At 38.5% G+C, this 14,309-nt stretch carries 12 protein-coding genes; 11 read left to right on the top strand and 1 reads right to left on the bottom strand.

The annotated features are described in order from the left end of the window. Positions 1 to 103 precede the first annotated feature (103 nt). The 4 genes from PGN18_RS10185 (at position 104) to PGN18_RS10170 (ending at position 3,233) form a co-directional block, all read left to right on the top strand. Complete coding sequence (locus PGN18_RS10185) at positions 104 to 661, top strand: RNA polymerase sigma factor (RefSeq protein ID WP_335319385.1); 558 nt, start codon at positions 104 to 106, stop codon at positions 659 to 661. Next, positions 654 to 1,181, top strand: coding sequence for a hypothetical protein (locus tag PGN18_RS10180; protein ID WP_335319384.1), 528 nt, complete (start codon positions 654 to 656; stop codon positions 1,179 to 1,181). Before PGN18_RS10185 ends, PGN18_RS10180 begins: the two co-directional genes overlap by 8 nt. 154 nt (positions 1,182 to 1,335) lie before the next feature. After that, positions 1,336 to 2,622, top strand: coding sequence for a hypothetical protein (locus PGN18_RS10175; RefSeq protein ID WP_335319383.1), 1,287 nt, complete (start codon positions 1,336 to 1,338; stop codon positions 2,620 to 2,622). A gap of 68 nt (positions 2,623 to 2,690) precedes the next feature. Next, complete coding sequence (locus PGN18_RS10170; protein WP_335319382.1) at positions 2,691 to 3,233, top strand: TlpA family protein disulfide reductase; 543 nt, start codon at positions 2,691 to 2,693, stop codon at positions 3,231 to 3,233. A 27-nt stretch (positions 3,234 to 3,260) separates the two neighbouring features. Here PGN18_RS10170 and PGN18_RS10165 read toward each other — a convergent pair whose 3' ends face one another. After that, complete coding sequence (locus PGN18_RS10165; RefSeq protein WP_335319381.1) at positions 3,261 to 3,986, bottom strand: bestrophin family protein; 726 nt, start codon at positions 3,984 to 3,986, stop codon at positions 3,261 to 3,263. Between the two features lie 317 nt (positions 3,987 to 4,303). Here PGN18_RS10165 and PGN18_RS10160 point away from each other — a divergent pair, with 317 nt between their 5' ends. The 7 genes from PGN18_RS10160 to PGN18_RS10130 all read left to right on the top strand — a co-directional run bounded on the left by PGN18_RS10160 (position 4,304) and on the right by PGN18_RS10130 (position 14,308). Beyond that, the gene (locus tag PGN18_RS10160; protein ID WP_335319380.1) at positions 4,304 to 5,827 is read left to right on the top strand and encodes an MFS transporter; all 1,524 of its coding nucleotides are present in this window, start codon (positions 4,304 to 4,306) and stop codon (positions 5,825 to 5,827) included. Between the two features lie 4 nt (positions 5,828 to 5,831). Beyond that, a complete protein-coding gene (locus PGN18_RS10155; protein WP_335319379.1) occupies positions 5,832 to 6,083 on the top strand; it encodes a DUF6814 family protein in 252 nt (83 codons plus the stop codon). A gap of 573 nt (positions 6,084 to 6,656) precedes the next feature. Beyond that, complete coding sequence (locus tag PGN18_RS10150) at positions 6,657 to 7,613, top strand: pectinesterase family protein (RefSeq protein WP_335319378.1); 957 nt, start codon at positions 6,657 to 6,659, stop codon at positions 7,611 to 7,613. 158 nt (positions 7,614 to 7,771) lie between these two features. Further along, the gene (locus tag PGN18_RS10145) at positions 7,772 to 9,445 is read left to right on the top strand and encodes a glycoside hydrolase family 28 protein (RefSeq protein WP_335319377.1); all 1,674 of its coding nucleotides are present in this window, start codon (positions 7,772 to 7,774) and stop codon (positions 9,443 to 9,445) included. Between the two features lie 8 nt (positions 9,446 to 9,453). Next, positions 9,454 to 11,385, top strand: coding sequence for a glycoside hydrolase family 88 protein (locus PGN18_RS10140; RefSeq protein ID WP_335319376.1), 1,932 nt, complete (start codon positions 9,454 to 9,456; stop codon positions 11,383 to 11,385). 336 nt (positions 11,386 to 11,721) lie between these two features. After that, positions 11,722 to 12,753: a pectate lyase gene (gene pelA, locus PGN18_RS10135; protein WP_335319375.1), complete on the top strand. Its 1,032-nt coding sequence runs from the start codon at positions 11,722 to 11,724 to the stop codon at positions 12,751 to 12,753. Positions 12,754 to 12,796: 43 nt separating this feature from the next. Next, positions 12,797 to 14,308, top strand: coding sequence for a tagaturonate reductase (locus tag PGN18_RS10130; RefSeq protein WP_335319374.1), 1,512 nt, complete (start codon positions 12,797 to 12,799; stop codon positions 14,306 to 14,308). Position 14,309 lies beyond the last annotated feature (1 nt).

The following is a 14,309-nucleotide window of genomic DNA, read 5'->3' as shown; positions in this document are numbered from 1 at the left end:
ATTTCCTCATTGTTAATATGAAATTAAGATATTTTAAATTTTTTTCTACCTCGATGCAACGTTTTAAAATCCCTTATGTCTTATTATCAGAATATTCGAAATTTTGGAAGCCGTATACATCGATAAAAACCTGGAACTCGTAAAAAAATGCATGCAGGGCAGCCGCGCAGCACAGTTTGATTTGTACAAGCTGTATGCAAAGGCAATGTATAATGTGGCGCTGCGCATTTTAAATTATGAGGAAGAGGCAGAAGATGTTTTACAGGAAGCATTTTTGGATGCATTTACCAGGATTGTTGATTTTAGGCAGGAGACGACCTTTGGGCTCTGGTTAAAGCAGATCGTGATCAACAAATCCATCAATTACCTGCGTAAACGCAAGATGGAGTTTGTGAGTACGGATGAAATATCGGAAGTGCCTGATGAAGATAGTTTTGATTACAGTGAAATGCAATTACAGGCCGAAGAAATAAGGCAGGCCATTACCCAATTGCCAGATGGTTACAGGGTTGTATTGAGTTTATATCTTTTAGAGGGTTATGACCATGAAGAGATTGCTCACATTTTAAAAATAAGCGAGAATACCAGCCGTACACAGTACATGAGGGCTAAAAAGAAGTTAAAAAGTATTTTAGAAATGAAAGGGATGAGAGATGAATAATAGATTAGAAACCTTTGTAAAAGACAACCGAAAAGCTTTCGATATCATGGAGCCATCGGCAGAACTTTGGGCAAAAATTGAACAGGGTTTAGATGAAAAAAAGAAAAAAAAACCGATAAAACTGTATTTATGGATGAGTACAGCGGCAGCTATAGTGGTCGTTTTCGGTTTAGTCTGGTTATACGTAGGGAAAGCACCAAACAAAGATTTAGAAATAGCCGACGTTAGTGCTTCATATGCCAAAAAGGAAGTCCATTTTACTGGTTTAATTACCGAAAAGAGGGATAGTTTGGCCATTTTTGCCTCTGCAAATCCAGAACTTTATAAAAAATTTACCGCTGATTTAAGAAAACTCGATGAAGATTACGAAAAATTAAAAGCAGAGTTACCAACCTCACCCAACCAAACTTTTGTGGTAAAGGCTATGGTAAAAAACCGCGAAATACAATTGCAGTTATTAAAACAACAATTATTGATCATTAACCAGGTTGACGATTATAAAAGAGTCAACCAGATTTAAGCTGAAAACAGCAAAAGTGAAATTATATTAATAGCAGAATCAGTCTTGATACCCGATTCACGCGACTTGATACTAAGAGGGAAACGCTCACTACATCGAAAGCTTATAGCCAGCCGGCAGGTTTTAAGTGTATAGGTGTTTAATATTTAACAACATGAAAACAATAAAAATATTTTTAGCCTTTTGGGCTTTGATTGCCGTAAAAACCAGGGCGCAGGAAGCAGTGGTAAATAGTTCATCAGAGAAAGTAATTGTAGGTAATATAGAAAAATCATCAATGATTGCGATGGTCAACACTTCTACCTACAGGCAAACAGGTGGAGATGCCGAACGTGCAAAATCATTCAGCAAGAGTTTTAATGTTGATAGAAATGATAAGGTGAGTTTGAATAACCAGTTCGGATCTATCGTAATTAAAACCTGGGATAAAAAAGAGGTGCGTGTGGATGTAGACATTAAAGCCTTTGCTAACTCAGATAGTGATGTACAGAAATTAATTGATGGTGTGAGTATAGATGCTACTAAAAATGGAGATGTGGTTTCTTTCAAAACCAACATGGGCGATAGAAACGGACGTTATGGGCGGGGGATAAAAAATGGTGTAACTACCTGGCGAAGGGAAGTAAAGGTAAATTATACGGTATTTATGCCAGCAGTAAATCCTTTAACCGTGCTACAACAATATGGGAATGTTGAAATGGGTAATTTTGCAGGTCCAACCTCATTAAAAGTCGAATACGGCAATCTTATAGCAGGAAACTTAAGCAATACCAATAACTACATTAATGTTCAGTATGGGAAATGTGATATTCAGGATTTAAATGCTGCGGTAATTAAGCACGAATATAACGGGCCTGTCACTATTGGCGCTGTAGGAACTTTAGAACTCGTTGCTGAATACGTAGCCGTAAACATCAATACCATCAGAAGATCTGCAGATATCAAAGTAGAATATGGCAAAGGATTAACGGTTGGCACTATAGGCGGCAACTTGCTATTGAATGCCGAATATGCCAAAGTAAACATCAATACGGTAAAGGGCAATGCGGTAGTGAAACAAGCTTACGGCGATTTAAATATTGCGTCAGCAGGTAAAATTGCAGTCAACGCAGAATATTCAAACGTTACTTTAGGTACGTTGAATGGCGACGCGACTATCAAAATGGATTATAACCGCTTAAATGTAAATGAGATTACTCCATCCTGTAAAAACTTCACTTTCGGAGGTGAATACGCAAGCATTGGATTGGGTTTTGCAGACCGTTATAGTGGTAATTTCAATGTTTCTACTTCATATGCCGGCTTTAAATATGGTTCAAATGTAACATCAAGTTTGGTGAGTAAGGATGATGAAACTAAAAAATATACGGGCAAAATCGGTAGCGGTGGTGCCGCAAACGTATCCATTAAATCTGAATATGGCTCTATAACCTTTAAATAAGATTTTCTAAACCAAACAAATTTTGAAGTCCTGCCGTAATGGTAGGACTTTTTTTATATTTAACGCTGATGAAAATTTACCTGATCATGCTGTTAAATATTTTTTCTTTTAAATCACTGGCTCAAGATGCGCCAGTTAAATGGGCTACGCAGGAAACTTTTTTCGAAGATTTGATTGGTAAAAATTTACCTTCTTTTAGTGGTGTAACGATTAATAAAAAGCCATTTTCCAATATCAATTTAAAAAACCAGGTGGTGGTAATTAACTTCTGGTTCGAAAAATGCCCTCCTTGCCTAGCCGAAATGCCCGAATTAAACACGTTGGTGGATAAATATAGTAAGAGGGGTGTTTGGTTTATTGGTATTACCCATGACAACCCTGCCAGGGCCAAACGATTTCAAAAACGGAACGGCTACAAGTACGAAATTGTATCGTTAAATAAAGATGAGATCAGAAAACTAAATATTAATCATGGTTTTCCATCGAATGTATTGGTTGGAAAAGATGGAAAGATTATTTATGCCACAGCCAATATTTCCTTTTCTGATCCACAATTTAGAGCTAAATCGACTCTTTTTGAAGAAAAACTAAAAGCGGTGTTAAACGATTAGCAGGAATGCTGTAAGAAGACCTGAATTTTAAAGAACGTATTCATCATTTATAGGTTTAACAGGCTCTGGAATCTCTTCTTCTTCTAACATTTGCAACAGATTGATCTCGATCGTCCTGGTAATTTGATTTAGCGGAACACCTGCCGAATTGTTTTCAAAAGGGTTAACAAGGCTCATTCCATTAATCTGGGTAGATACAAATACGAAACCGATTAACCAGCCTAAAAATATGGCTGCTGGCCCTGCATCCTGACTGATTACCAGGGTAAATGTAACCACAAACAACCAGATAAATACCTTTGTCAGGTAAGAATAAGTAGTAGGAAAAATGGTGTTTTTAATACGCTCGCTCATACCCATTGAATCCGAAAACCTGGTAAGCATTTCATTTATTTCGATAAAACGAAAGCCATCAATGGCATTTGATTTTGATAATTTCTGCAAATCCCTTGATTGGATACTTAAAAGGGCGTTATGCTTATTGTTATGTTTTTTTATCTCCTGTAAATCTGCTTCGTTTAAATATTTGGTGTAGATTTCATCTACCGCTCCCCTCAAACTGGCTTTTAAGGCATATAAAAAGGCAATATGTCTGTAAACCATTCGTTTTACGCTTTCTTCATCCTCATCAACATAATTAATTAAAGCTCTTGCATAGGAGCGTGAATCATTTACCAGGGCTCCCCATACTTTTCGGGCTTCCCACCATCTATCATAAGCCTGGTTATTATTAAAACCGATAAAAAAAAGCAATAGCTGTACCCAAAACCGTTGGAATAATGGATGGAATCGAAAAGTGATGCGCAATTAAGTAAGCGCGTATAAAATAAGCTGCGGTGCAAGAGGCAATCATGATCAGATCAATGTGCCATGTATTTCTTAAAATTCTACTTAATCTGATATTTTGTATTAACAGCATATAATATGACGGAAATGAATGAGTTCTGGATGAAATTACAAAACTAAAGCCAAAATGTTTGATGATGTAACTAATTAAGCGACAAACATTACAGATTGCCATTTATGAGTGCAAATGTTTATCTTGGTAAACCAAATATTCCTGAACATTTATGAGCGATAATTTACCCAAGAATAATATTTTTAAAGTAATCGGTGCATCCTCTCTGGGTACGTTGATTGAATGGTATGATTTTTACATTTTTGGTAGCCTTGCGGTGATCATTGGTCATCAGTTATTTCCAGAAGATGCAGGTGCATCAGCTTTGATCAACACCCTGGCTATTTTTGCAGCGGGCTTTATTGTTCGTCCATTTGGCGCATTGGTTTTTGGCAGGCTTGGTGATTTAATTGGTCGTAAGTATACTTTTCTACTCACTTTGGTGCTCATGGGTGGATCGACATTTTTTATCGGTTTAATCCCATCATACAAAAGCATTGGTTATGCGGCGCCAATTTTGGTTTTAATCTTAAGGTTAATCCAGGGTTTGGCTTTAGGTGGTGAGTATGGTGGTGCAGCTACCTATGTTGCAGAGCATGCACCAAAAAACAAACGCGGCTTTTTTACCAGCTGGATCCAGACTACTGCAACTTTGGGTTTATTCCTTTCTTTAGGGATTATCGTTATTACGAAAAATATCCTGGGTGCCGAAACATTTGGTAATTGGGGTTGGAGAATCCCTTTCCTGTTGTCGATTGTGCTGGTTCTGGTATCGATTTATATCCGCATGAAAATGCACGAATCGCCCCTGTTTTCTAAATTGAAGGCCGAAGGAAATATCTCCAAAAATCCACTAAAAGAGAGTTTTAACAATAAGGCTAATTTTAAAATGGTACTCTTGGCATTGTTTGGCGCCACAATGGGCCAGGGCGTAATCTGGTACACCGGACAATTTTATGCACAATCTTTTTTGGAGAATACCTGTAAGCTGGATTTTAATGATTCGCGGTATATTTTACTCTGGGGAATCGCTTTTGCTACTCCTTTTTTTGTGGTTTTTGGTGCCTGGAGTGATAAAGTGGGACGTAAGTGGATCATGTTAAGCGGTATGCTTTTGGGCATTCTATTTTACCGGCCAATCTATCAAATCTTTTTAAATGATACCGATTATAACAAAATTGAACAGGCTGATATTTTATCTGCTGCACCATTTCCGGCAACTACTATTTTAATGGAAAATTTAACTGATAGTTTACGAACAGTTTCTACTAAAATAATCCTTAAAAATGGAGCTTCCTTTAATAGGATGCAAACAGATACCATTTCTGCTACGAAAGGGATTCTTTTAGGCAAGGAAGTCATAAAAGATAAAGTTTTGCCAACCCCTGTATTCTGGAAATTTGTTGGATTGATCTTCTTCCAAATTTTGTTGGTCACCATGGTTTATGGGCCAATAGCTACTTTCCTGGTTGAATTATTCCCTACCAAAATCAGGTATACTTCTATGTCGTTGCCCTACCATATCGGCAATGGTGTTTTTGGAGGACTTGTGCCCTTTATCGCTACATTAATTGCAAGTTTTTCAGTTTCAACACCCTTATCCGGTCTTTGGTATCCGATAGGGATAGCGGCGCTAAGTTTGGTTATTGGCACAATTTATTTATCAAATAAAAGAGACGAAAAAATTAACGACTAATAAAATGAAAACGTTAAAGAAATTTTTAGGCTTGGTTTGGATGGTTTTGGGACCATTAACAATAACATTTTTGTTTATCCAGGCGATAGATAAAGTAGGCTTGACCCATACGGATATTGAACGTACCAATACCATATTGCAGTGGGCAATTATCCTGTTCATTTTCCTCCCAATTAGTTTGGGATTGATGATATTCGGCTTTTATGCCTGGAAAGGTGAGTACGAACATTTGCCAAAAAGTTCTGAAGAATTATAGTTCTCTTATCTTATTCACAGGTCGTCATTAATTAAAATTTAATAGCTTAGCATTACCATCCGGCTTGGCCATAGCACCATATCTCCGTTCAACTTCAATCCGGCCTGACAAATTTTTCGGGCTGCAATGAACAAGCCATACTACTGGCTTTGAAAGAAAAATTTTGAGCGGCATTTTATTAATGGTTGTCTGTTGTTTTTACTTGTATTAATGAACTAGGCAATGCCTCGGTTTTGTTTCTTTTTGATGCCAAAAAGAAAGAGCCCTTCGGCGGCGGTGAGCCGAGGCAAGACCGGCGGTAAAGAAAAAGCATTACTCATATTGATTTTTGTTCAATAAATTACCGTCGGAATGATGATATTTCATCAGATTAGATTATAAAAAATAAGCTTTTGATAGCCTGATACTATGCAATCGTTCCCGACATCGTTTGCAATGTTTAATTTTTAAAAAACTTCTTTCCGGTGCATTTTAATGTTTAAAATTGTTCATCATATATTTTTAGAATACGGCTGCGTAATGAAGTTTATCCTTTTACGCGGCCGATTTTAGTTTTAGTCTAACCGAATTGATATGAAAGCCATCACCTTATTCTTGCTGCTCGCATTTTCGTTTGTTGCAAATGCCGCTGATGTTAAACCCGATTTTATTGTGGCTACAGATGGAAGCGGAAATTTTAAAACCGTACAGGAGGCTATCCATGCGGTGCCTGATTTTAGGAACAAAACAACCGTAATCTTGATCAAAAAAGGTATTTATAAAGAAAAATTAATATTGGCCGCCTCCAAAAGAAATGTAAAATTTATTGGCGAAAGTTTAAATGAAACCATTTTAACCTATGATGACTACGCCCGAAAAAAGAATATTTTCGGCGAAGAAAAAGGCACATCTGGTTCATCAAGCTTTTACATCTATGGCGAAAGCTTTTCTGCAGAGAACATCACTTTCCAAAATTCATCTGGCCCTGTGGGACAAGCTGTAGCCGTTTGGGCGGGTGGCGACAAATTAATTTTTACCAATTGCAGATTTTTGGGCTTTCAGGATACACTTTATACTTACGGGGCAAGCAACCGCCAGTACTATAAAAACTGCTATATTGAAGGTACGGTTGATTTCATTTTCGGAGCCTCGACGGCCTGGTTCGAAAGCTGTACCATTTTTTGCAAAAAAGCAGGTTTTATTACGGCTGCGTCAACTGCTGATACCACAAAATTTGGTTATATTCTCAACAAATGTAAAATTAAGGGTGATGCGCCAGCCAATAGTTTTTATTTGGGCCGCCCCTGGAGGCCTTATGCAAAAGTGGCCTATCTCAATTGTGAACTGCCCGAATTGATCCGCCCCGAAGGCTGGAATAACTGGGGCAAAGAAAGCAATGAGAAAACAGCTTATTATGCTGAATATAAAAGTACGGGAAAGGGTGCCGACCCTAAAAGCAGGATAAAATGGTCGCATCAATTAACAGATGAAGAATATAAGACCTATATTTTAGAAAACGTTTTCCATGGATGGAATCCGGAAGCGAAATAAAAGTTTAAATGCTTGATATACTGTGTTTAACTGCCTGTTTGTAGTGGTCATTTTTCCTGATTTTCCGGCAACGATTGCATAGATTTCTCTTCTATTTTAGCGGTAAACAACGTACACTTGTTATTACAATAACCAAGTATAATTTAACAGCGCAAATAATGAAACATATTTCTGGTCGTTTATGCCACATTAAAGTAGCTCTCGCATGTTTAGCTTTATCAGCAGTTAGTTCTGCCATGGCGCAACAAAAGCAAAGTTTACCCATTATTCAGCAGGTTAAATTTAAAAAAGATACAACGAACATTGTAAGTTTTGGCGCAAAGGGTGATGGCATTACCTTAAATACAGAAAGCATTAATAAAACCATCGCTAGCGTTAGTCAAAAAGGCGGAGGAGTTGTGTTAATCCCATCGGGTTTATGGTTAACCGGTCCTATCGAATTAAAAAGCAATGTAAATCTGCACCTTAAACGCGATGCCATTCTACAGTTTACGGCCGATTTTAACCAATACAAACTCGTACAGGGAAATTGGGAAGGTCAGCCTGCATGGCGGAACCAGAGTCCAATTTCAGGTGTAAACCTCGAAAATATCGCCATTACCGGAACAGGGATTATCGACGGGAATGGTGGTGCATGGCGTGTGGTTAAAAAGGATAAACTTACCGAAACACAATGGAAAAAACTCGTGGCATCCGGAGGCATTGTTAAAGCCGACGGAAAAATGTGGTATCCATCTGAAAAAACTGTTAAAGGTTCTAATATCAAAAATGCCGGTGTTATTGAAGCGGGCAAAACTGCAGTAGACTATGATGATATCAAGGATTTTCTCCGTCCAAATTTATTGGTTTTAACGGGCTGTAAAAAAATACTTTTAGAAGGTGTTACCTTTCAAAATTCGCCAGCGTGGAATTTACATCCTTTGCTTTGTGAAGATTTAACCTTAAGAAACTTACAGGTGAAAAATCCTTGGTTTGCACAGAATGGAGATGGTGTTGATTTAGAATCGTGTAAAAACGTATTGATTGAAGGTAGCACTTTCGATGTGGGAGATGACGGGATTTGCATCAAATCTGGTCGTGATGAAGCGGGCCGTAAACGGGGTATACCAACTGAAAATGTTATCGTCAGAAATAACGTGGTTTACCACGCTCATGGCGGTTTCGTAATCGGCAGTGAAATGAGTGGTGGGGCAAAAAATATCTGGGTGTACGATTGTTCTTTTATCGGCACTGATATTGGCTTACGCTTTAAAACTACCCGTGGTCGTGGTGGCGTAGTCGAAAACATTTACATCAACAACATCAACATGATCGATATTCCAGGTGAGGCCATTTTGTTCGATATGTATTATGCGGCGGTTGATCCGGTTCCTTTGGCTGGCGAAAAACGAGAGGTCATTAAAACAGTTACCGTTCCAGTTACCGAAGCTACTCCACAGTTCAAAAATTTTTATATTAAAGATGTAGTAGCAAATGGTGCCGAAAAGGCGATATTTTTTAGAGGTTTACCAGAAATGAACATTAAAGATATCCACCTGGAAAACGTAACCATCAAAGCAAAAAATGGCATCGAAATTATTGAGGCTGCCGGAATTTTTCTAAAAAACATCAATATCATTGCAGAAAATACCAATCCGGTGGTGATGATCCAGAATGGATCGAACATTAATATCAGCAACTTAAAATACCCTGACAACAGCAAATTGCTGTTTGATGTTGCTGGCGAAAAAACAAGAGCTGTAAAAATTAGCGGAACAACTGTTTCTAAAGCCAAAACAACTTTTGTTTTAGGTACTGAAGTAGATAAAAAAGCACTGGAAATTTCAAGATAAGAGCATCAATGAAGAAATCAATCTTACATAACCTAATAGCACTTATTGGTTTTTCTATTTTAACACAAAGTGGGCTTGCCCAAAAGAAATTATCTGAACAGTTAACCTTAACTGCGATGGAAAAGCTGTTTCAGGATACTACGCTGTTAAAAGGTGCCAAAGGCCCCAAATGGACCTACGATATGGGGGTTGTGTTGGAAGGTGCCGCTGCCGTTTGGCGCAATACCGGCGATGGAAAATATTTTAAGTACATCCAAAGTTCGATGGATGCTTATCTGGATAAAGAAGGCAATATTGCCACGTATAAGCCAGATGATTTTAATATTGATAACATTAAAAACGGTCGCTCATTATTGCTCTTGTATAAAGTTACCGGGCAGCAAAAATACCTGTTGGCAGCAAATAAGTTATACGATCAACTGCAAAAACAACCGCGCACCAGGGAAGGTGGTTTTTGGCATAAAAAGATTTATCCAAACCAAATGTGGCTGGATGGATTGTACATGGCCGAACCATTTTATGCAGAGTATGCCAGGCTGATGAAAAAGGATGCTGCTTTCGATGATGTTGCCAAGCAATTTATCCTGATGGAGAAAAATGCCCGCGATGCTAAAACAGGATTAATTTATCATGGTTACGATGAAAGCAGAGCAGAGCATTGGGCCGATAAAAACACCGGGCGTTCGCCAAATTTCTGGGCCAGGGCAATGGGCTGGTATATGATGGCTCTGGTAGATGTGCTGGATAATTTTCCCTCCAATCATCTACAAAGAAAAGAGTTAATTACCATTTTAAACCGTACTGCAACGGCAGTGCTACAATACCAGGATCCAAAATCGGGCGTTTGGTTTGATATTTTGGATATGCCAACCCGTAAAGGGAATTACCTGGAAAGTTCGGCTTCCAGCATGTTTGTATATGCCTTGGCTAAAGGAGTTCGTAAAGGCTGGTTAGCACCATCTTTTATGGCCGCTGCAAATAAGGGCTATGGCGGTTTAAAGAAAGAGTTCATTGAAAAAGCAGGTGATGAAAGGGTAAACCTTACAAAAACTGTTTCTGTATCTGGTTTGGGCGGAAAGCCTAAATACCGTGATGGTAGCTTTGATTATTACATCAGTGAAAAGGTGATCACCAACGATCCAAAAGGTGTTGGCGCATTTATCTGCGCTGCTTCTGAAATGGAAATAGATCAGCTGCCAAAACCCGGGAAAGGTTTAACCGTTACCGTTGATAATTTTTTTAACAATGAATATATGGTTGGCCCTACCGGAGATAAAATCCCCTTCCATTACCTATGGGAAGAAGATGATAACAACGGATTCTCTTTATTCGGAAAAGTATTTAATGATGCTGGTGTAAAAACCAATACGCTTAAAGCTGCGCCAACAACAGTTAACCTAAAAGGAAGTAATATTTACATTATTGTAGATCCGGATACTGAAAAAGAAACGACCAATCCCAATTACATGAATGCTGATCATGCGAAGCAAATTGTAACCTGGGTAAAGGCTGGCGGCATTTTGGTACTGCTTTTAAATGATGTGGGCAATTGCGAAATCTCCAAATTTAATGTTCTTCCCGAAACCTTCGGCATCCATTTTAACGAAGATAGTCGCAATAAAGTTCAGGGTACGAATTTCGAACAAGGTGCAATTAAAATCCCAGATGGTAATGCTATTTTCAAGACAGCTAAAAAAGTATATATCAAAGAAATATCGACTATTGTAGCTAAAAATCCGGCTGTTTCTGCCTTAACAGATAAAGGTGATGTGATTGTTGCCACTGCTAAATATGGCAAAGGAACAGTTTTCGCGGTTGGTGATCCATGGTTTTATAATGAATATATTGATGGCAGAAAATTGCCTACTGAATTTGAAAATTTTAAAGCCACGAATGATTTGGTAAACTGGTTGATTAAACAAGTGCCTGGAAATAAATAGGGTTTGTTAAGCACAGATAAAGTGGATGAACACAGATAAATAGTGGTTCGTGGAGACACGAACCATGGCGAATAACATGTTTAGGTCGGTGGAGACACCAACCTATAGTAGAATGATTTGGTAAACTGATTGATCAAGCAAGTGCCGCGGGGGGGAATAGGGTTTTTTAACCACAGATGAAATGGATGAACACAGATAATGATGGTTCGTGGAGACGCGAACCGTGGCAAATAAAGAAAAGTCTTCGGTGTTAATCCGTGTCTCCTTGGCAAATACCTACCATAGTATAAAAATAAGATAGTGGCCTGTGGGAACACGTGCCAAGAAACAAACAGAATGATGAGAATAAAATTATGGTTAACCCTAATGTGCAGCACTTTATTGCTACCGTGTTATGCACAACAATCTGTTGATTCTACAGCAGATAAAATGCTGGTTTACCAATTGGGCAATGGCGGGTGGCCAAAGCAACTAGAAGATAAAAGTGTGGTTAACTATGGCGCAGCGATAACGCCAGAGTTGTTGGCAAAAATAAAGGCAACTAAAAATTTACACGCCACTTTCGATAATAAAGCGACCAGTAGAGAAGTCATTTACCTGGTAAATGCCTATAAAAAAACGCAGAACAAAGCTTATTTGGCTGCTGCTGAAAAAGGCTTAGATTATATTTTATCGGCACAATATGCCAATGGTGGCTGGCCACAATATTATCCTGATCAATCTTCCTACCGATCGGAGATTACTTATAACGATGATGCCATGATCAATGTGCTAAACATATTACAGGATGTTGCTACGCAAACAAACAATTTTGAAGTAGTGAATTCTGCTTATATCGAAAAAGCACAAAAAGCGGTTGCAAAAGGCATCAATTGTATTTTAAAAACACAGGTGAAACAAAAGGGTGTGTTAAGCATTTGGGCTGCACAGTATGATAAAGATTCGATGTTGCCCGCAAAAGCCAGGGCTTTTGAGCCAGCCTCATTGAGTACCAGCGAATCGGTTGGAATTGTCCGCTTTTTAATGCGGATCAAAAATCCTTCCGTTGCAGAAAAAAATGCCATAACATCAGCAGTAAAATGGTTCGATAGCTATAAAATTATAGGCTACCGTTTTGATAGACCTAAAAACCCTAAAATCAATATTACAACTGCGGCTTTGGTTGCAGATCCTACGGCAATTGCCTGGGCACGCTTTTACGACCTTGATAAAAATACGCCGATTTTTGGCGATCGCGATAATACCGTTAAAACAAAATTAGAGGACTTAAGTACTGAAAGACGGAATGGATATGCCTGGTATGGAAACTGGGGACAAAAACTAATTGAAAAAGAATACCCGAAGTGGTTAAGCACAAATGGAAAATAAATAGCCTATAAATCGTCCGAAAGAATTATAAAAAATATTATCAATGATTTTAAGCAAAGAAAATTTAAAAAATATTAGCGGCGAAAAGGTTATAAAACCTACGGCCGAAATTTTAGCATTACCAGAGAAAGTAATCCAGTTTGGTACTGGTGTTTTACTGCGCGGTTTACCCGATTATTTTATTGATAAAGCCAACCAGAAAGGAATTTTTAACGGTCGTGTGCTGGTTGTTAAATCTACAGCAAATGGCGGTGCTGACGCATTTTCGAAACAGGATAACTTATACACGCTTTGTGTAAAAGGCATTGAAGATGGTGTTAGCGTAGAAGAAAACTCCATCAATGCTTCGATAAGCCGCGTTTTATCGGCTTCGCAAGATTGGACCGAAATTTTAAAAGCAGCGCACCAGCCCGAAATGCAGGTCGTAATTTCAAATACCACAGAAGTGGGCATCGTAAAAAGCGAAGATAAAATTACTGATCATCCACCACAATCTTACCCAGGCAAACTGCTTGCTTTTTTGCATGAGCGATATAAAGCCTTTAACGGATCAGAGGAAAGCGGTATGGTGATCGTTCCTACAGAGCTCATCAGCGATAATGCCGATAAACTGAAAGAAATTTTGCTCGATCTGGCTATCCAGAATAAATTGGGCTGGGATTTCGAAAACTGGTTAAAAACAGCCAATTATTTTTGTAAAACCCTGGTTGATCGGATAGTGCCAGGCAAACTTCCGAAAGCAGCACATAAAGCCATTCAAAGCGAACTGGGTTACGAAGATGAGCTGATGATCATGGCCGAGCCTTTCAGGCTTTGGGCAATCGAATCATCAAGCGAAAAAGTGAAGGAAGTATTGTCTTTCGCAAAAGCAGATAAAGGCATTTTCATTGTTCCTTCCATTGATAAATTTAAAGAACTAAAACTTCGCCTGCTTAATGGTACACATACGATCAGCTGCGGTTTGGCCATTTTAGCAGGCTTTAATACGGTAAAAGAGGCTATGGCGAATAAAGATTTCTCGGCCAATGTATTGAAACTAATGAAAGATGAAATTGCACCTGCTGTGGTGAATGAAGATATTACCTACAACGAAGCAATTGCATTTGCAGAGAGCGTGGTTGACCGTTTTAGCAACCCATCTTTGGAACACCAATGGCAAGCCATTACGTTAAATTTCACTTCAAAAATGCAGATGCGTAATATGCCACTCATCAGGAGATATTATGCTTTGAGGAATGAGGTGCCACAGCTTACCGCTTTAGGTGTAGCCGCTTATATTCTTTTCATGAATGTGAATAAAGATGGCGAAACCTACAAGGCCATCGCAAATGGAAAAACCTACCCGATACAGGATGAATTTGCGGAAGTGTTATATGAATATTGGAAAGATCCTGAAACTGTTGTAGATCATACGCTTGGCGATATACGGCTTTGGGACAAAAACCTGAACGATTACCAGGGCTTTAACTCAGCCGTAAAATCTTATGTTGATTTATTACAGAACAAGGGTGCAAAAGAAACTTTAAGTAACTTGCATTCAGAAACAACAAAATAAA

This window comes from Pedobacter terrae, from assembly GCF_036946585.1.
Taxonomy (GTDB): domain Bacteria; phylum Bacteroidota; class Bacteroidia; order Sphingobacteriales; family Sphingobacteriaceae; genus Pedobacter; species Pedobacter terrae_C.
Note: the sequence above shows the minus strand (reverse complement) of the source record. Positions and strands in the feature narration are given on the sequence as shown.